This window comes from Rufibacter aurantiacus, from assembly GCF_017916345.1.
Taxonomy (GTDB): Bacteria; Bacteroidota; Bacteroidia; order Cytophagales; family Hymenobacteraceae; genus Nibribacter; species Nibribacter roseolus.
The window spans coordinates 675,148-693,035 of sequence record NZ_JAFMSV010000001.1; the positions used below are offsets into that span (position 1 = coordinate 675,148).

13 protein-coding genes are annotated in these 17,888 nt (G+C 51.6%); 5 read left to right on the forward strand and 8 right to left on the reverse strand.

Annotation, left to right across the window (positions count from 1 at the left end):
* Nucleotides 1–189 precede the first annotated feature (189 nt).
* Nucleotides 190–2,712 (forward strand): TonB-dependent receptor, encoded by a 2,523-nt coding sequence (locus tag J3P34_RS02745; RefSeq protein ID WP_210486329.1) that lies wholly within the window; start codon nucleotides 190–192, stop codon nucleotides 2,710–2,712.
* Nucleotides 2,713–3,056: 344 nt separating this feature from the next.
* Nucleotides 3,057–5,507 carry a TonB-dependent receptor gene (locus tag J3P34_RS02750; protein ID WP_210486330.1) on the forward strand — a complete coding sequence of 817 codons (2,451 nt, stop codon included), beginning with the start codon at nucleotides 3,057–3,059 and terminating at the stop codon, nucleotides 5,505–5,507.
* Between the two features lie 59 nt (nucleotides 5,508–5,566).
* Here J3P34_RS02750 and J3P34_RS02755 read toward each other — a convergent pair whose 3' ends face one another.
* From J3P34_RS02755 to J3P34_RS02775, 5 genes are all read right to left on the reverse strand, one after another.
* Nucleotides 5,567–6,217, reverse strand: coding sequence for an HD domain-containing protein (locus tag J3P34_RS02755; protein ID WP_210486331.1), 651 nt, complete (start codon nucleotides 6,215–6,217; stop codon nucleotides 5,567–5,569).
* Between the two features lie 239 nt (nucleotides 6,218–6,456).
* Entirely contained in the window at nucleotides 6,457–8,313 is a 1,857-nt protein-coding gene (gene nadE, locus J3P34_RS02760) for an NAD(+) synthase (protein WP_210486332.1), read from the reverse strand.
* 433 nt (nucleotides 8,314–8,746) lie between these two features.
* Nucleotides 8,747–9,409 carry a ribonuclease III gene (gene rnc / locus J3P34_RS02765; RefSeq protein ID WP_210466788.1) on the reverse strand — a complete coding sequence of 221 codons (663 nt, stop codon included), beginning with the start codon at nucleotides 9,407–9,409 and terminating at the stop codon, nucleotides 8,747–8,749.
* Between the two features lie 92 nt (nucleotides 9,410–9,501).
* Nucleotides 9,502–10,755, reverse strand: a complete 1,254-nt coding sequence (fabF, locus tag J3P34_RS02770; protein WP_210486333.1) for a beta-ketoacyl-ACP synthase II — start codon at nucleotides 10,753–10,755, stop codon at nucleotides 9,502–9,504.
* 76 nt (nucleotides 10,756–10,831) lie between these two features.
* Nucleotides 10,832–11,068, reverse strand: a complete 237-nt coding sequence (locus J3P34_RS02775; protein ID WP_048919546.1) for an acyl carrier protein — start codon at nucleotides 11,066–11,068, stop codon at nucleotides 10,832–10,834.
* Nucleotides 11,069–11,245: 177 nt separating this feature from the next.
* Between J3P34_RS02775 and J3P34_RS02780 the strand changes: the two genes are divergently transcribed.
* Both J3P34_RS02780 and pyk read left to right on the forward strand, forming a co-directional pair.
* On the forward strand, nucleotides 11,246–11,671 hold the full coding sequence (locus J3P34_RS02780) for an IPExxxVDY family protein (RefSeq protein WP_210466277.1): 426 nt from the start codon (nucleotides 11,246–11,248) through the stop codon (nucleotides 11,669–11,671).
* A 3-nt stretch (nucleotides 11,672–11,674) separates the two neighbouring features.
* The gene (gene pyk, locus J3P34_RS02785; protein ID WP_210466278.1) at nucleotides 11,675–13,105 is read left to right on the forward strand and encodes a pyruvate kinase; all 1,431 of its coding nucleotides are present in this window, start codon (nucleotides 11,675–11,677) and stop codon (nucleotides 13,103–13,105) included.
* A gap of 285 nt (nucleotides 13,106–13,390) precedes the next feature.
* Here pyk and rpsT read toward each other — a convergent pair whose 3' ends face one another.
* Nucleotides 13,391–13,648 carry a 30S ribosomal protein S20 gene (rpsT, locus tag J3P34_RS02790; protein ID WP_210466279.1) on the reverse strand — a complete coding sequence of 86 codons (258 nt, stop codon included), beginning with the start codon at nucleotides 13,646–13,648 and terminating at the stop codon, nucleotides 13,391–13,393.
* A gap of 504 nt (nucleotides 13,649–14,152) precedes the next feature.
* Between rpsT and J3P34_RS02795 the strand changes: the two genes are divergently transcribed.
* Nucleotides 14,153–14,569, forward strand: coding sequence for a BrxA/BrxB family bacilliredoxin (locus J3P34_RS02795; protein WP_246850429.1), 417 nt, complete (start codon nucleotides 14,153–14,155; stop codon nucleotides 14,567–14,569).
* Between the two features lie 306 nt (nucleotides 14,570–14,875).
* On the opposite strand, the gene J3P34_RS02800 is transcribed toward J3P34_RS02795, so the two are convergent.
* Together J3P34_RS02800 and purD are read right to left on the reverse strand one after the other, a co-directional pair.
* Nucleotides 14,876–16,159: an acetyl-CoA hydrolase/transferase family protein gene (locus J3P34_RS02800; RefSeq protein WP_210486334.1), complete on the reverse strand. Its 1,284-nt coding sequence runs from the start codon at nucleotides 16,157–16,159 to the stop codon at nucleotides 14,876–14,878.
* Between the two features lie 313 nt (nucleotides 16,160–16,472).
* The gene (gene purD / locus J3P34_RS02805; RefSeq protein WP_210486335.1) at nucleotides 16,473–17,777 is read right to left on the reverse strand and encodes a phosphoribosylamine--glycine ligase; all 1,305 of its coding nucleotides are present in this window, start codon (nucleotides 17,775–17,777) and stop codon (nucleotides 16,473–16,475) included.
* Between the last annotated feature and the right edge of the window lie 111 nt (nucleotides 17,778–17,888).

The following is a 17,888-nucleotide window of genomic DNA, read 5'->3' on the forward strand; positions in this document are numbered from 1 at the left end:
CTTTGGAAAGTAATTTAAACCCTTGCCTGTAAAATAAGTCTAACCCACAGTTATCTCTACAGGCAACTTCTTTACCATATCAGATTTTTATTTTACCGTTTTCAAATACCAGATTACCGAATTATCTATTATTTATTTTATCTATTAATCTATCGTTCAACCCTTTATCTATCTTTCCACTCTCCCTTCATGCGTCACCCTTTACTAATTGCCTGCCTTAGTCTGGCAACTGTGGCCTCCTTGCGGGCACAAACTTCCTCCCTTGTTCCCACCCCTTCCACAGCCGCCGCAGCAGGCGGAGGCGTGCAGCGGGTAGCCGGGAAGATAAGCGGCGTAGTCACTGATTCCACCACCACCAAGCCCGTGGAGTTTGCCACGGTATCATTGGTGAGCACCGCCACCGGCAAACCCGTTGACGGCACCGTAACCGATGACCGGGGCCGCTTCACATTGTCCCGCGTGGCGTATGGCACCTACTCGGTTGGCGTGAGTTTTATTGGCTATGAAAGCTTTACCCGCGCCGGGATTATCGTTTCAGACAAAGACCCCGAGGTAGTAATAGGCCGCATTGTTTTGAAACCCATCCAAAACAAGCTGAAGGAAGTAACGGTGGTGGGTGAGAAACCGTTGGTGGAAGACAAAGTGGACCGCATGGTCTACAACGCCGACCAGGACATCACCAACATTGGCGGCAATGCCTCAGACGTGCTCAAGAAAGTGCCTTCGCTCACTGTGGATTTGGACGGCAACGTGCAGCTGCGCGGCTCTTCTAACGTGCGGGTGCTCATCAACAACAAGCCCTCCAGCATCATGGCAAACAGCGTGGCCGATGCCTTGAAGCAAATCCCTTCGGACATGATTAAAACCGTGGAGGTCATTACCAGCCCCTCGGCCAAGTATGATGCGGAAGGTACGGCCGGTATCATCAACATCATCACTAAGAAGAACACGCTGTATGGCGTGAACGGCAGCGTGAGCACCTCGGTAGGCAACCGAAACTCCAGCGGAAACGGCAATGTGAACGTGCGGCGCGGCAAAGTGGGTTTCAATGCCAGTTTGGGCACCCACCAGCAGTACAACAACCAAAACGACAGCGAACTGCACCGTTCCACCAAAAGCAAAGCCAATCTGGAGAAATTTGATACTTTCCTGGACCAGATGGGCGAATCCAAAAGGCGCGGCGGCGGGGTGTTTGGGCAAATTGGTTTTGACGCCGACCTAGACTCTTCCAACAGCATCAACGCAGGCGTTAATATTTACCGGGGTAATTTCCACAATCAAGGCTACCAGAACTCTCTGACCAGAGACCCCGCTGGCCTGCAGCAGATTGAGAATGACCTGAGGGGTGCCAGCAAGAATGCATCAATAGATGCCAATATCGGTTACACCCACATCTTCAAGCCGCAGCAGGAATTATCAGTTTTGGCGCAATGGAACAAGGGGAAGAACAACAGCTCTTCAGACCAGGACATTTTCCTAGACCAGAACTACACCCTGGACACGCTTCTGCGCAACACCAACGACGGTACCAACCGCGAGGTGACTTTCCAGGTAGACTACGTGCATCCGTTTCAGAACAAAACCCAACTGGAAGTTGGTACCAAAGGCATCCTGCGGCACGCCGAGAGCGACGCGATGTACCGCAGACTTAGGCTTTCTACCGGCGCGGAGGAACTGCGGCCCAACGAGTTCTCCTATGACCAGGATGTGTACTCTACCTACGCTTCTTACGGGTTTAAACTGCTTAAAAACTACAACGTGAAATCAGGTGCTCGCTTTGAGTACACGGCCATTGACGGTAAGTACATACAGCCCTATCAGGACCCATTTACCGACAACTACTACAATTTCATCCCCAACATCCTCATTTCCCGCAACTTCAAAAGCCAGACCGTGCGGGTGGGGTATACCCAGCGCATCCAGCGGCCGCAAATCTGGTATTTAAACCCGTACGTGAATATCATAGACGCCAAGAACGTGTCGTTCGGGAACCCTGAGTTGGAGCCGGAATTGTCGCATGCCTATGAGTTGGGTTATAGCAACTACTTCAAGACCAGCTCGGTGAACGTGTCTTTATACCTGCGCCAGACCAATAACGCCATTGAATCTATCCGGAGGATTGTGGGCGACGAAGGTGCTTTGCCCGTGCTGGATGGTACCTGGCAACAGCCCGGTGTCTCTTACAACACCTTCCAGAACATCGGGAAGAACGCTACCTATGGCCTGAGTTTTTCGGGGAACACCAAACCCATGCCTAAGTGGACCATCGGGGGCTCTTTCAACCTGAACTACATTACCCTCAAGAGTACGCTCCAAAGCAACTCGGCCATGCAGTACAGCACCAGCCTCAACTCCAGCTATGATTTCGGGAAAGACCTGGCGGTGCAGTTCTTCGGGAATTACAGCTCGCCAAGGCCTACGATACAGGGCAAATTCTCGGGCTACTACTACTCCAGCTTCAGCATCCGGAAACAGCTTTGGGACAAGAAGGGCAGCCTGAGCCTGGGCGTGGACAATCCGTTTTCCAAGACCATCCGGTTCACTTCTGACTTAAGGAGCACCACCTTTGAGCAGCACAGCCTTAACCAGAATTACAGCCGCAACGTGCGGGTGAGTTTCTCGTACCGTTTCGGGAAAATGGAGATGAATCAGAAGCCGCGCCGCAGCAAGTCCATCCGCAACGATGACGCCAAAGGCGGAGAGGGCAATTAAAGGACCTTTATTCAGCTTAGCAGAAGCATCCTTTAAGGGGTGCTTCTTTTTTTTGCCCGTTTTTAAACTGAAGCCTGCTTGCCAAGCTTCCCTCAGAAACAAAACAGGCGTTTTTAACCTGTTTCCCAAGAAATAGTACGAAATCGAAAAAAGTTTGCAACCTCAGGCAACCGCTTGGGCCGGTCTCACATCTAATAGACAGTTGCGCGCATCAACTGCTTACCCAATTCCACTACAGATGCCATATTCCTCACGGCGCGGCTACCAGGCGGTAGCGGCGGATGGAAGAAGTGCGTCCCTGTGAACCTGATGTAATACACCCTAAACCTGCAAAAGAAATCCCGATGCGTCTCTCTCTCCTTGCTTCTCTGTTCTTCCTTTTTCTAACCATAGCCTCTCCCTTGCGGGCCCAGGTCCAAACCGGTAAAATCTCAGGCCAGGTGCTGGACTCCGTTTCCACCAAGCCCGTAGCGTTTGCCACCGTTACGCTTACCAGCACCTCCACCGGCAAACCCGTAGATGGCACCATCACCGATGAAAAAGGCAGTTTCAGCTTCACCAAAGTGACGTACGGTACCTACGCCCTTTCTGTAAGTTACCTGGGCTACGCTACCAGTTCTTTGCCTTCTTTCACCATTTCAGCCGATAAACAGGAAGTCACCTTTCCCAGCATCAGCCTGCGGTCAAATGCCACCAAACTGCAGGAAGTGACCGTGGTGGGCCAGAAAGCCCTTATTGAAGACAAAGGAGACCGATTGCTGTACAACGCCGAGCAGGATATCAGCAACCAGGGAACCACGGCTTCTGAGGTGCTCCGGAAAGTGCCTTCGGTAACGGTAGACGGAGACGGCAACGTGCAACTGCGCGGCAGCGCCAATTTCAAGGTGCTCATGGACGGCAAACCCTCCAGCATCCTGGCCAACAACCTCGCGGATGCCCTGAAACAAATTCCGGCGGATATCATCAAGAGCATTGAGGTGATTACCAGTCCCTCGGCGAAGTATGACGCGGAGGGTACGGCCGGCATCATCAACATCATCACCAAAAAGAACAGCCTGCAGGGTGTGAACGGCAAGGCCAGCCTTTCTCTGGGCAGCCGGTACCGGAATGTGAATGGCAGCCTCAACATCAGGAAAGGCAAATTCGGGCTGAGCACCAGCCTTAGCGGCTATGACAATAATCAACGGAGAATGAACCTGGTAAACCGCACTAGCGACGGACAGCCTACCCTGCAGCAGGAAAGCCGCAATCTTTCTCTAAACCACGGCTTCTACGCCAAAGCAGAACTTACTTTTGACCCGGACACTTTGAACGCCTTTAACCTGGGCGTCTCTACCCGTCGCAACCACTTCTCGGGCTTTGGCTACCAGACCACCCTTAACCGGGGCGCCGGTTCTGAGCAGCTTCCGGTGGCGTACTCAGACCTGAGAAACCCCTGGAACGGCGGAGGCTACGATATAAACTTCGGGTACACCCGCACCTTTAAGCCCAAGCAGGAACTGACCTTCCTGGCCCAACTGAACCACAACGAGTCTAATGACCTTTACGATAACCTGCTCTATTCGCCCGAGGCGCCCTTGGTTCAACGCCAGGTAAACGACAACACCTCGCCCAGCGAAGAGAAAACCCTGCAGCTGGATTACACCCAGGCCTATAAAAACGGAAGCAAGCTGGAACTGGGCGCCAAAGCCATCTTCCGGGATGCCCATAGCCGCACTACCTACGCCTACACGTTCCCCACCCAAACTGATTCTACCGTCATTAACAACTTTGACTATAACCAGGATGTAAAGGCAGCCTACGCTACCTACGCTTTCCAGGTGAAGAAATTCGAGGTGAACCTGGGTACCCGTTATGAGCACACGGCCACCAAAGGCGTGTTCCTGAACTCCCAATGGAACGATGACGCCAAAGAAACCCACCTGGTGAGAAGCGCCTTCAAAGACGCCTACCAGAATGTGATTCCCAGCCTGAGCATTTCCCGCACCATTGACACCATCCATACCGTGCGGGTAAGCTACACCCAGCGTATCCAGCGGCCGCAGATTTATTCCCTGAACCCTTTCCTGCAACTGGAGGACTTCAACTTCGGGTACCGCGGCAACCCAACCCTGGATGCTGAATTGACCCACGCCTATGAGGTAAGCTACAACACCTATTTCAAGACTACCTCTATCAATGCCTCCCTGTTCCTGCGCCAGACCGACAACTCTATCCAGCAGGTATTGGCGCCAGAGCAACTGGTGGTGAACAACCAACTGCGCGAGGTACTCTTGATTACCCACGATAACATCGGGAAGAACAAAGTGTATGGCCTCAGCCTATCCGGTGCTACCAAGCCAATGCTTACCTGGACCATCAGCCCGAGCCTGAACCTGAATTATGTGAAGATGGAAGACAACAGCCAGAAAAGAGAGGGGCTGCAGTACAACCTGAATCTGAGCACCAGCTATGAGTTTGGCAAAGGCCTGACTGCGCAGGCCAATGCCGGCTACAACTCCAGGAGCAAAATGCTGCAGGTGAATATCGGGGAAAACTATTATACCGGTTTCTCTTTGCGCAAGAAGGTGATGAAAGACAAAGGCTCCATCAGTTTCGGGGTGAACAACCCATTCAGCAGCACCATCAACTTCAAGTACACCGTGGTGACCCCTGGTTACGAGCAGACCGTCCAGAACATCAACTACAACCGCACCTTCAGAATCGGATTTGACTGGACCTTCGGGAAGATGCAGGCCAGCCAGAAGCAGAAGAAAACCATTGAGAATGATGATGCCCTGAGCGGCGGTAAATAAGGAGGTAAGCCCTGCTGGTTTAGCGCCTATTTTATAAAAACAGGCCTTAAACAGCGGGGCTATTCTGCGTCCTGCTCAGGGCTGGATGTGTTTTGCTCAGGGCTGGAATGGAACCTTCTCTCCTCCTCTAGCCGGAGAACTGCTTTCTGCACCTCATAGCAAGCTAGCATGTACAACCGGAACGGCTCACCCCTTTTCAGGACCTCCAGCAACGCCACAATCTCCGGGATATATACCTTCGCGAAACTGAAGTCATGTTGGATGATGTCTCGGGTGTTGTCAATGATACCGGCGAGTTTGATGGTTTGGGCGCGGGAGGAGATTTGGGCCAGGCGCTCCACTTCCATCTGCTTACGGCGTTTGCGGTTATGCCCGGGCGCGTTCTGCTTGGTGAACTGGTCCGTAAGGTCAACCACCATCTGCAGGACCTCAGGGGGTTTCACGATGGTACCCTGGCAGACCTCCTCTAGAAACGATTGCATCTCCCCCTCCGTCACGAGCGTGTCTTCCAACACATCATGAAGGAGTGCGGCCATAACCATGCCGGTGGTGCCACCATAAGCCATCACGGTTTGGGCCACCCGCTCCAGATGCTTCACATAGGGTTGATTGTGGTACTTACGCCGTTGCTCGCCATGGGCTTTCACGGCAAAAGCCCACGCAGCCCTCTCTAACTCATTGAAACTGGCCGGACACTCTAACTCTTCCATAGATTCTAAACCACAATGACAGACACGCAATCCTTGCGCCCCGGAGGTGAAACGTTTAAGGTCTGTTTTACGCAAATCGGGAAAAAAACAGCGCTGGGTTATAGCAGAAGAAGCAAAAGTAGAGACGCAATATATTGCGTCTTTAAAAGAAAGCATTTAGGGCCTGTTTTCAGAAAACAGGCCCTAAATGCTTTTCTAATCCTCACATCTTCACATCCCCAAATCTCCACATCTCCAAATTACCTCAGCTCACTCAGCTCCTCGCGGAAGCCGCCGCTGAGGATAGGGAACCGGAGCCAGCTGCGCGGGTCCACGTTGTAGTCATCCAGGTGGAAGGCCGGGGCGTAGCGTTCGCGTTTCCATTGGTTGCGGCTCCAGAGCGAATAGAACCGTTGGATGAACTGGCGTAATTGCTCGTCGGGGTAAGTGCCTTTGAGTTTCTCAAATACCTGCTGTGGCGCTAAGCGGTCGTAGAAAGCCAGCCGTTCAATCTGGTTCAGGAGCGGATAGGGCATGAGGTCTTCTTCATCGGTCTGGGTGTTCTCCAGGGGACGCAGTTCCGCCGAGGGTTGCAAGTTGTTTACGTACTGCAGGCCTTCGTAGCCGAGTTTCTCCTGCGCCCATACCAGCCATTGCCTGATGAACGATTTGTCTACGCCCGCAATGGGTGAGATACTGCCGGCCGTGTCGCCGTCCATAGTGGCGTACCCAACTGAGGCCTCGGACCGGTTAGAGGTGGCCAGCAGCAGGGAGTTTTTGAGGTTGGCCAGCATCCAGATACCAGGGGCGCGTACGCGGGCCTGAATGTTCTGCAGCGTGAGGTCATCGTGCTCCCAGGTAAGGCTGCGCCCGATGGCGTGCTCAATCTTACCCCGGTAGCTTTTCACTTCTTCGTCAATGGTCCAGTTATAAAAAACCGCCCCAATGGATTTGGCCAGTTCCTCAGCGGAACGGTAGGTGTCGTCTGAGGAATTGACGGTGCCCTGGTAGGCAGTGACCAGCAGTTTATTCACCAGTATGCCTTTCACCTCGTCTACCGGGAGGTCCTTGTAATCGGAAATCTCATTGGGCGTAAGACAATTGGTTTTATGGGCAAACTCCTCCAACCCTATTTCCTCAACGGCCCGGCGCACCATTTCGGCCACAGCCACCGCGCATAAAGAAGAATCGGCGCCGCCGCTCAGGGAGAGCACAAATCCGCGGCTGCGGCTCTTGCGCAGGTAATCAAACAACGCCAGCGTGATCGCCGAGATAAACTCCACGTTCTCATCTACCGGCAGCAAGTCCATTTCTACTGGTGGAAGCGGCGACTCAAAGGAAACCTCGGCACACTCAAAATCCACGCTCTTAAAGGAAAGCAGCTGGTTACGGAGCACCAGGTTTCCATTCTGCGCGATGATGATTTCCCCGTCATAGATCATTTTGCCGGCCTCGTTGCCCAGCAGGTTCACGTACAGGTAGGTGCATTCAAACTGCCTTGAGGCGTCCACCACCAGGTGGTAACGCACATCGGTTTTGCTCATGGCAAAGTGGCTGGCGCTGGGGTTGATGATGAGTTGCACGCCTTTGGGTTTATGCCGATACGCGGGTCGGTTCTCGTTGCGCCAGGCGTCTTCGCAGATCTCAAAGGCAAACTTGATGCCTTGGTGCTCATAGATGATATCACCTATGGGATAGGTCTGGCCAAAGGCTTCAAACTCCGCCACCGTATCAGGAATCCAGGAACTGAACCAGCGCGGCTCATAGTGCACTCCGTCATTGGCCAGGAACTGCTTGGCCGTGAAACCCAGAATTTCTTTGTCCCTGATGACGCAGGCGCAGTTATAAGTGGTGTTATTCAGCCGGATGGGAAGGCCTACACAGACAATCACACCCTCGCACCAATCCTTTATCTCCAGCAGCCGCTCAAAGCACTCCACACTCACCCATTCGCTCAGGAACAGGTCCTCGCAGCCGTAGCCGGGAATACTCATTTCGGGGAGACAAAGGATATCAACGTTCTGTTCTTTGGCCTGCTCAATGGCAGATTTTATGTTGCGGAGGTTGTTATCCCAATCCAGGGGAGTTTGGTTGAGGGCGGCGCCGGCAAGTTTCATAGGATGCTAGTATTTATACTTTTCTAACGCAAGAACAGCCTTGCAAGTTAAAAACCCAGCACCAACAGCGCTAAAGTCTATTGTGCCTGGGCTATACAAAACTAAGAACCATGCCATAAGAACCAAGAATCCGTTCAGAAACTCAGACAAAGGTATCAGCTATAAAGCTATGTTTTAAGGCCGTTTTTCTGTTAATAAGCCAGAAATAAATGGATAAATTACGTTCGCTTTAAGAAGAATTCAGAAAAGGAAATAAAGCTTATTTGTGCTATTAAAATCACTCTTAATGTTAAGCCACAAATCAATGCAACTACAAACAGCTAATCCATTCAAAATGAACGTGTTTCTGCAAACCCGCAAAGTGAAAAGCAGGAATTAGAGCCTGCTGTTTTTAGGCTGGATTGAGGAAAATAAGTGGAAAATAGAAGGGAATTCAGGAAAGGATAATACCCGTGGATTTGAGCACTTCCATGCTTTTCTCAGCGGCGGCTTGCTCCGCCTTCTTTTTGGAGAGACCGCTGCCCGAGGCAATAATATCATTGTCTACCACCACAGCGGCAGTAAACTCAGTGGTACTGCCAGACTGCTTCTGCCCCACAATCTCAAACCTGATGCTGCGGTTCTGGCCCTGTGCCCACTCAATGAGTTTGCTCTTGAAATTGCTGGTAGTAGTGGTAAGCTGGTGCAGGTCAAAGTGCGGCTTCACCAGTTTTTTCAGGATAAACCTTTTGGTGTCTTCGTAGCCTTTGTCCAGGTACACGGCGCCCACCAGGGCCTCTAGCGCGTTGCCGTTGATGAACTTATGGCGGGTTACCCCAGAAACGTTGTCTACCTTGATGAGCGAGTGCAACCCTACCTTTACGGCCAGGTTGTTCAATGACTCGCGGTTCACCATACGGGACCGGATCTCGGTTAAGAAGCCTTCGTCTTTGTAAGGGTATTTTTTGAAAAGGTACTCGGCCACTACGGCACCCAGAATGGCATCGCCCAAAAACTCCAGTCTTTCGTTTGTCTCCTGATTCCCTTTTAGGTTCTGGCGCACAAAAGACGTGTGCGTGAACGCTAACTGGTACAAGTGCAGGTTATCTGGTGCCATACCCGTAATGTGGGTAATGGCGTTCACAAAAGCCTTGTCCTTGTAAAAGAATTTATGGATTGCGCGAAAGACCGGTCTAATCGGGCTCAATGCTATTCGGTGAATTTCTTGAAAATCACAGAGGTGTTATGTCCGCCAAATCCGAAGGTATTGCTGAGGGCAATGTTTACTTCGCGCTCTTGAGCTTTGTTGAAAGTAAAGTTCAGTTTAGGGTTGAACTGCTCATCATCCGTGATGTGGTTGATGGTAGGCGGAACAATACCGTGTTGGATAGCCAGAATAGAAGCCACCGCCTCAATAGCACCGGCAGCACCCAATAAGTGACCGGTCATGGATTTGGTGGAGCTGATATTCAGTTTGTAGGCATGTTCCCCGAACACGTGCTCAATGGCTTTGGCCTCTCCCACATCGCCGAGCGGCGTAGAAGTACCGTGCACGTTGATGTAATCTACCTGCTCAGGAGAGATTCCGGCATCGCGGAGGGCGTTCTGCATTACGTTGCGGGCGCCTAAACCGTCTGGGTGTGGAGCCGTGATGTGGTAGGCATCGGCAGACATACCGCCGCCAATGATCTCGGCGTAGATTTTAGCGCCTCTGGCTTTGGCGTGCTCGTATTCTTCCAGCACAATAGCCGCAGCACCTTCGCCCAACACAAAGCCATCGCGGTCTTTGTCGAACGGACGGGAGGCCGTCTCTGGGGAATCATTGCGCTCAGAAAGGGCTTTCAAAGCGTTGAAACCACCCACACCGGCTTCAGTAACGGCTGCTTCAGAACCACCGCTCAACACAATATCAGCCATACCCAACCGGATATAGTTGAAAGAGTCAATAAGGGCGTTGGTAGCAGAAGCACAAGCCGATACAGTCACAAAGTTAGGACCTCTGAAGCCGTATTTGATGGAGATATGACCGGCACTGATGTCGGCGATCATTTTAGGAATAAAGAAAGGATTGAATCGTGGTGTTCCGTCACCGTTGGCAAAGTTCACACACTCTTCCTGGAAGGTACGCAAACCACCAATGCCGGAGCCCCAGATCACCCCAATACGGTCTTTGTCTAAAGACTCGTCTTGCAGGTTAGCATCCTGTACCGCCTGATCGGCGACAATTACCGCAAATTGGGTAAAGAGGTCCATCTTACGGGCCTCTTTACGCTCAAAATATTGCTCAGGATCGTACCCTTTTACTTCGCAGGCAAATTGGGTTTTAAATTTTGACGCATCAAAGCGGGTGATGGGCGCTGCCCCACTCACCCCATTCACGAGGCCGTTCCAGTATTCAGAGACGGTATTCCCCAGAGGGGTAAGCGCACCAAGGCCAGTTACGACAACTCTCTTAAGCTCCATACGCTGCTAGTAGAGGGAAAGAACCTATATTAATTAGGTAAATTTGGATCGATAAAAGGAAAAAAGAGGAAGGAGATTACTTTGCGTGCTCTTCCAGGTAGCTGATCGCTTGGCCTACCGTTGCAATGTTCTCAGCTTGATCATCTGGAATAGACACATTGAATTCTTTTTCAAATTCCATGATCAATTCTACAGTATCAAGAGAGTCGGCACCCAGGTCGTTTGTAAAGCTAGCCTCAGGCGTTACCTCAGATTCTTCAACGCCTAATTTGTCAATAATGATAGCTCTTACTTTTTCTGCGATTTCTGACATTTTTTTAGAAGTTTTTTAAAACACAGTGCAAAGAAATAGATTTGGAAACACAATGCCAAACAAATTACGAGAGATTGTTTTATTGTGATACTTTTCTGAGAAGTTCACTTGAGTTTCCATTTGACTTCTTTAAATTGCCAACCCAACCTAAAGTACAACCAGCGCACCGCAACTCACATGAAATCTTTCCGTCTAGACGTTGAATACGATTTTGATTTCGACTTATATGGAGTTGTCTCATCCAGCAAGGAGCACACCCTTGCCTGGGCGCTGAACAAGTACTTTAAGATTCGGCTGGTGAAACAGACCGACCTATGCATTGACTTCCTCAACAAGGGTCGGTTAATCATCTCCAACTACCTGCACCGCGCAGAGCACGGCACGCTGCGTTTGTTCCGCAACCGGTCTGTAGGGACCAGCACTTTGGCGGCGCCTTTCCTGGTGCCGGATATCAAAGAATATGATTATGTAATACAGGTGTCTGGCGGACTCAGCCAGCTTCAGCAAGAGATCCTGCAGACCCTTAATGCCGTACCGCTGGTGCAGTACGTGCGTTCCTTTGACCCACATTGTTTACGTTATAAAGAAAACCTGCTTTTTTAGCGCATGGCTATTCCCTTCAACAACACCAAGATTATTGCAACCGTTGGCCCCGCCAGCAACACCCCTGAGCGCCTTCGCGCCCTGATTCAGGAAGGGGTAGATGTTTTCCGTCTTAATTTCTCTCACGGCGCTCACCACGAACACCTGAAGGTGATTGAACACGTACGCGCCATCAACGCTGCCGAAGGCTTCAATATATGCTTACTGCAAGATTTGCAGGGCCCCAAAATCAGGATCAATGATGTGCAGGACGGCGCCATAGAGATTGTGGAAGGCCAGCAACTGACTTTTGTCTATGACAAATCCATGGGTAACTCCCAGAAGTTGTCGCACAGCTACGCCCGCCTGGCCCAGGACGTGCGTCCCGGTGATGCCATCCTGATTGACGACGGTAAACTGGAGGTGCGCGTTCTGAGCACCGATGGTGTGAACGAGGTAATCACCGAAGTAGTGTACGGCGGCGTGGTGAAACCCCGCAAAGGCATGAACCTGCCAGACACTGTGGTAACCGCTCCTTCCCTAACTGAGAAAGACCTTCAGGACCTGCACTTCGGGCTGGACAATGATGTGGAGTGGGTAGCGCTTTCCTTTGTAAGAAAGGTAGAAGACATCCATGAGATCAAAAGCATCATCGCGGAGCGTGGCAAAGACGCCAAGGTGGTAGCCAAGATTGAAAAGCCAGAGGCCATCCGCAACATTGACTCTATCATTGAGGCCACAGACGCCATCATGGTAGCCCGCGGAGACTTAGGGGTGGAAGTAGGTATGGAAGGCGTGCCTATGCTGCAGAAAATGATTGTGGAGAAATGCAACAAGCTGGGCAAACCTGTGATTGTGGCTACCCAGATGATGGAAAGCATGATCACCAACCCACGCCCTACCCGTGCAGAAACCAACGACGTAGCCAATGCGGTAATGGACGGCGCCGATACCTTGATGCTGAGCGCAGAGACTGCCGCCGGTGCGTATCCATTGGAAACCATCCGGAGCATGAACCGCACCATCAAGTCTGTAGAGTCCCAGGCTGCTGTGTATCACCGCAACTTTGTATTCAACAAACAATCGCCTACGTTCTACAATGACACCGTAGTGGCAAGTGCCGTTACCCTGGCCCGTGATACAGACGCCCGTGCGCTTATCTGCCTTACCAAGTCTGGGTACACCGCAATTCAATTGGCCAAGCACCGCCCTAAAGCCAACATCTTCGTCTTCACAGACAACCGCGTGCTCCTGAACACCTTGAACCTGGTTTGGGGCATCAGAGGGTATTACTATGACCGGTTCGTGTCTACCGACGAAACCATTGCTGACCTCAAAGAAATCCTGGTGAAAGAAGGCCATTTAGAGACCGGCGACATCTTCATCAACATCGGTTCTATGCCGGTAATGGAGAAGAAGCGTGCCAACATGATCAAGTTGAGTGTGGTTCACTAAGAGCTCCAGAAGTTGGAGGTAATAGCTACACCCATATAAAAGAAGAAGGCCAGTCTCATTACAGAGACTGGCCTTCTTCTTTTATATGGGTGTAGCTTAGACAAATCAGGAACAGCAGAGTCAATTCAAATCCAATATTCCACTTCTATCGGATCTCAAGAGAAGTTGTTTTAAAGCTATTTTCAAACAAAGGGGCTTAAAACAGAAAGCAACTACAACACAAAAAGCCTTGCGGCTGGCAAGGCTTTTTGGTAATACCCAAGAAAGTAAATACTACCTAATAAACTAGGCAGCTAAGTTATTCACGAAACGAGCCAATTTAGATTTGTTGTTGGCTGCTTTGTTTTTGTGGATCACGTTCTTCTTGGCCAACTTGTCCAGCATACCAGATACCGTCTTGAACAGCTCTTGCGCCTCGGCTTTGTCGGTTGTGGTTCTTAAACGCTTTACAAAGGTACGGGTCGTTTTCGCCTGATAGCGATTCAGCAAGCGTTTCGCGTTGTTAGATCTGATTCTTTTTAATGCTGACTTATGGTTAGCCATGGTTGTGAATATAGATAAATGCTTTTGACTCTGATTCTAAATGAGTTTGCAAAACTACAAGCTTGCCAGATAAATTCCAAGAAACTTGCCCAAATTTAATCGGGTTTCTGCTTTTGCTCTTTCCTGCAAGGGAAGAAGAAGCGAAAGAGTTCCCGGTCGGGGCGTTTTGCAATGCAAAGGTAACATTTCTCTATTCCCAATTCCAGCTTTAAGGCAAAAGTTTTCCCCAGAGCCACATGTCCGCTGCAGTATCTCCTTCTCTGGTTTACATTGCAATAAAGGTGATGTCTCCCCAACAGCCCTACCTCCTACCCTTTCTCTTCCATAGGTGAAGCAGTCGTTAACACATATCGGCAGGCTCTCTTGCTATTTTAGCCAAGGTTTCTGACCAGAGAAATAGTATCCTTTTGGAAACCAGAAAGCTAACCGCGGTGTTTTACGGTTGATTTCGTAATTTTACGCCAGAAACAGATTTCACCTTTTAAATCAACCATATCCATGGCAATGTATCCTGAATATATGGTCGCTCCTATCCGGGAAGACCTTACCTCCGTTGGCTTCGAGCAATTGATGACGCCCGAAGAAGTGGAGTCTGTATTGAGCCAGAAAGAAGGCACCGTGTTGGTAGCCGTTAACTCTGTGTGCGGTTGCGCCGCCGCTAAAGCCCGTCCGGCCCTGAAAATGGCTGTGGCCAGCAGCGAGCAGAAACCAGCTAAACTGGTAACCGTGTTTGCCGGTATGGAGACTGAAGCCGTAGCCAAAGTACGTGAGTACATGCTGCCATATCCTCCTTCTTCCCCGTCTATTGCGCTGTTCAAAGACGGCGAACTGGTGCACGTGATTGAGCGTCACCACATTGAAGGCAATGACCTAACCCGCATTGTAGACAACCTGCAAGGCGCCTTTGAAGAATACTGCTAATTTGCGGTAGTCTTTAAGCAAAAACAGAAGAGCCTGACATTATTAGTCAGGCTCTTCTGTTTTTAGGATGTTTCCAAAAAATCAGGCAGTAAATGCAAAGACCTGTGAGGTTTTCAAAACCTCACAGGTCTTATAGTCCGCCTATTGTGGTGAAATTGTTGTGCGAAGAGTTAGCGTTAGCGCTCTCCGCACCAAGGGACAGCCAATCTCCAGATTGGCGTAACGGAAAGGCCTTGGCAATGACGATCGCAGGTCTCCCAGAAGCAATGAGGTCTTTGGAGTCTACCGGTTTTTGCCTGGTACAGCTTACAGCACCTTGAACCGCTCAAAGGCCAGCCGCTCCAGTTCCTCCTGGTGTGTGGGGTGCGCGATCCTGATGAGTTCTTTGGCGCGCTGCCGCAGGTTCTTGCCGTACAGATCCGCGATGCCATACTCCGTCACGATGTAGCGCACATGGGCACGGGTGGTGGTGACACTGGCTCCGGCTTTCAGCACGTTCACGATCTTGGACTCGCCTTTGTTCGTGATGGACGGGAGCGCGATGATGGGCTTGCCGCCTTCAGACAAAGCCGCGCCGCGCATGAAGTCCATCTGCCCGCCCACGCCCGAGAACTGGTACATGCCAATGCTGTCGGCGCAGACCTGGCCGGTGAGGTCTACCTCAATGGCGCTGTTGATGGCGGTCACCTTGGGGTTCTGCCGGATGATGGCAGTATCATTGGTGAACACGGTCTCCTTCATCACCACCGATGGGTTATCGTGCAGGAAATCGAAGACCTTTTTGGAGCCGTTCACAAAACAAGACACGATCTTGTGCTTCAGGACTCTCTTCCGGGCCCCGGTAATCACGCCCTGCTCCACCAGCGGGATAATACCATCTGAGAACATCTCTGTATGGATGCCCAGGTCCTTGTGGTTGCCCAACTGCTGCAGCACCGCATCTGGTATACCGCCGATGCCCATCTGCAGCGTAGCGCCGTCTTCCACTAGTTCCGCCACCAGTTTGCCTATCTGCGTTTCCACTGTGCCGCAGGCTTTCCCGGTGTGCTCCGGCAGGGCCTCGTCTGACCACACCTTGGCGTGGAACTTACTGATGTGCACAATGCCATCTCCGTGCGACCGCGGTACCCTGGGGTTCACCTCCGCAATCAAGGTTTTAGCCGTTTCCACCGCTGACAGCGCCACGTCTACCGAAGAGCCCAGCGTGCAGTACCCGTGCGCATCCGGCGGGGACACCTGCACCATGGCTACGTCCAGGGGCAGGATGTTGCGGCGGAATAAAAGCGAAATCTCACTCAGGAAAATAGGGATGTAATCGGCGGTGCCTTCATTGAGGGCCTGCCGGATATTGCCGCCCACAAAGCAGGCATTGGTCTTGAAACTTCCCGCGTGCTCAGGGTACGTGTAAGGCGCCGAACCCTCGGTGTGCATGTGGATGAACTCCACGTCGCGGAGCTCAGGCCCGCGGGCAGAGACGGCATTCACCAGCCGCAGCGGCGTCATAGCGGCCCCGTGCACAAAAACACGGTCCCCGGATTTAATCAGTTTAACGGCTTCCTCGGCGGTGGTGTAGTCAGGTTGGAGAGACATGGAATGTTTTCAGGTTGATGCTTCAGGTTCTACGTAAATCTGCCGCAAAGATCAACCCTGTCTATCCTCACAAAAATGACAAAGGCCAGCACAACGGCTGGCCTTTGTCATTTCAAGCCTGATTTCTAGAAATCAGGCTTGAAATGGAATTATTGGTTTTATGGGTGCCCCACCCGCCTTTCGCCCGTGAAACATGTATTTGAAGAGCTCTGTAGCACTTCAACTCTCTAGGGCTATTCACCTCTTTTGAGCCCGATTTCATCAAAACATTCCTAAAACCTGGTGATAATCGGCGGAGCCGAAGTCTTTTAGTTTACAGTTGCTGGGCTAAAAACCGTTTCAGGTCAAACCCGATGTCGCGGCGGTAGTTGCGGCCTTCCCAGGTGATCTGCTCGGCGGCGATGTTGGCTTTCTCCAGCGCTTCTTCCATGTCCTGGCCAAGGGCCGTCACGGCAATCACGCGGCCACCATCGGTGACAATCTGTCCGGAGTGGGTCTGTTTGGTACCGGCGTGGAAACAGAGGGTGTTTTCTGGCAAGGCTGTTTGCAAACCGCTGATCTCTTTTCCTTTTTCATAGTCTCCGGGATAACCGCCGGATACCAGGAAAATGGTGGTAGCCGAGCGTGGGTCCACCTCCAGTTGGAACTGACCAAGTTCATGGTCATGCAGCGCCCGGAAAAGCTCAAACAGATCTGAGTTGATGCGGGGCAGAATGGCCTCGGTCTCTGGGTCGCCCAGGCGCACATTGTACTCAATCACGTACGGGTCGCCGTTGGTGTTCATCAACCCGATGAACAGGAAACCGGTGTACGGGATGCCTTCCTGCTGTAAACCCTGCAAGGTGGGCTCAATAATACGCTGGCGCACTTTGTTCATGAAGGCCTCATCGGCGAACGGTACGGGGGAAACGGCGCCCATTCCGCCAGTATTAAGGCCAGTGTCTCCTTCGCCAATGCGCTTGTAGTCTTTGGCCTCAGGCAGGAGCACGTACTCTTTGCCATCGGTGAGAATGAACGCCGAGAGCTCAATGCCCTGTAGGAATTCCTCAACCACGACTTTGCTGCCGGCCGCTCCAAACTGGTTCTCCTGGAGCATTCCGGTCAGGGCCACCTGAGCTTCCTCAAAGTTCTGCGCGATGACCACGCCTTTGCCGGCTGCCAGACCATCGGCTTTGAGCACTACGGGGTACGGGTGGTTCTGCAGGTAAGAAATGCCCTGGTCAAAGGTCTGGGCGGTGAACGTCTCGTAGCGGGCCGTAGGGATGCCGTACTTGAGTAGGAACTTCTTGGAAAAATCTTTGCTGCCTTCCAGTTGGGCGCCGGCTCTGCGCGGCCCTACCACCAGAATGTGCTGCAGGTAATCCCGCTCCGCGAAATAATCTGCGATACCCTCTACCAGTGCCGCCTCCTGGCCTACCACCAGCATCATGATGTTGAAATCAGTGGCGAACTTGGCCAGTTCCTCAAAGTCAGTGATGGAAATGTCTACGTTGGTGGCAATCTGGGCGGTACCCGCATTACCGGGGGCTACAAAGATTCTTTCAGAGTAAGGGCTTTGGCTAATCTTCCAGGCCAGGGCGTGCTCACGGCCGCCCGCTCCTATTATCAGTACGTTCATACAAGCAGGGTTTAAGCCTGGGCAGGGCACAGGCAAGTACAGAGTTACGGTTCCGCCGTTTCGGGGCAATTTATTATAAAACACCACTAAAATGGTGCCACATAACAGAAA

Coding starts and splice junctions, on each gene's coding strand:
- rnc (WP_210466788.1), bottom strand. CDS start 9,409: ATGGCACCAGATAACCTGCACTTGTACCAGTTAGCGTTCACGCACACG.
- J3P34_RS02775 (WP_048919546.1), bottom strand. CDS start 11,068: ATGTCAGAAATCGCAGAAAAAGTAAGAGCTATCATTATTGACAAATTA.
- pyk (WP_210466278.1), top strand. CDS start 11,675: ATGGCTATTCCCTTCAACAACACCAAGATTATTGCAACCGTTGGCCCC.
- fabF (WP_210486333.1), bottom strand. CDS start 10,755: ATGGAGCTTAAGAGAGTTGTCGTAACTGGCCTTGGTGCGCTTACCCCT.
- J3P34_RS02780 (WP_210466277.1), top strand. CDS start 11,246: ATGAAATCTTTCCGTCTAGACGTTGAATACGATTTTGATTTCGACTTA.
- J3P34_RS02795 (WP_246850429.1), top strand. CDS start 14,153: ATGTATCCTGAATATATGGTCGCTCCTATCCGGGAAGACCTTACCTCC.
- J3P34_RS02745 (WP_210486329.1), top strand. CDS start 190: ATGCGTCACCCTTTACTAATTGCCTGCCTTAGTCTGGCAACTGTGGCC.
- J3P34_RS02800 (WP_210486334.1), bottom strand. CDS start 16,159: ATGTCTCTCCAACCTGACTACACCACCGCCGAGGAAGCCGTTAAACTG.
- J3P34_RS02755 (WP_210486331.1), bottom strand. CDS start 6,217: ATGGAAGAGTTAGAGTGTCCGGCCAGTTTCAATGAGTTAGAGAGGGCT.
- nadE (WP_210486332.1), bottom strand. CDS start 8,313: ATGAAACTTGCCGGCGCCGCCCTCAACCAAACTCCCCTGGATTGGGAT.
- J3P34_RS02750 (WP_210486330.1), top strand. CDS start 3,057: ATGCGTCTCTCTCTCCTTGCTTCTCTGTTCTTCCTTTTTCTAACCATA.
- rpsT (WP_210466279.1), bottom strand. CDS start 13,648: ATGGCTAACCATAAGTCAGCATTAAAAAGAATCAGATCTAACAACGCG.
- purD (WP_210486335.1), bottom strand. CDS start 17,777: ATGAACGTACTGATAATAGGAGCGGGCGGCCGTGAGCACGCCCTGGCC.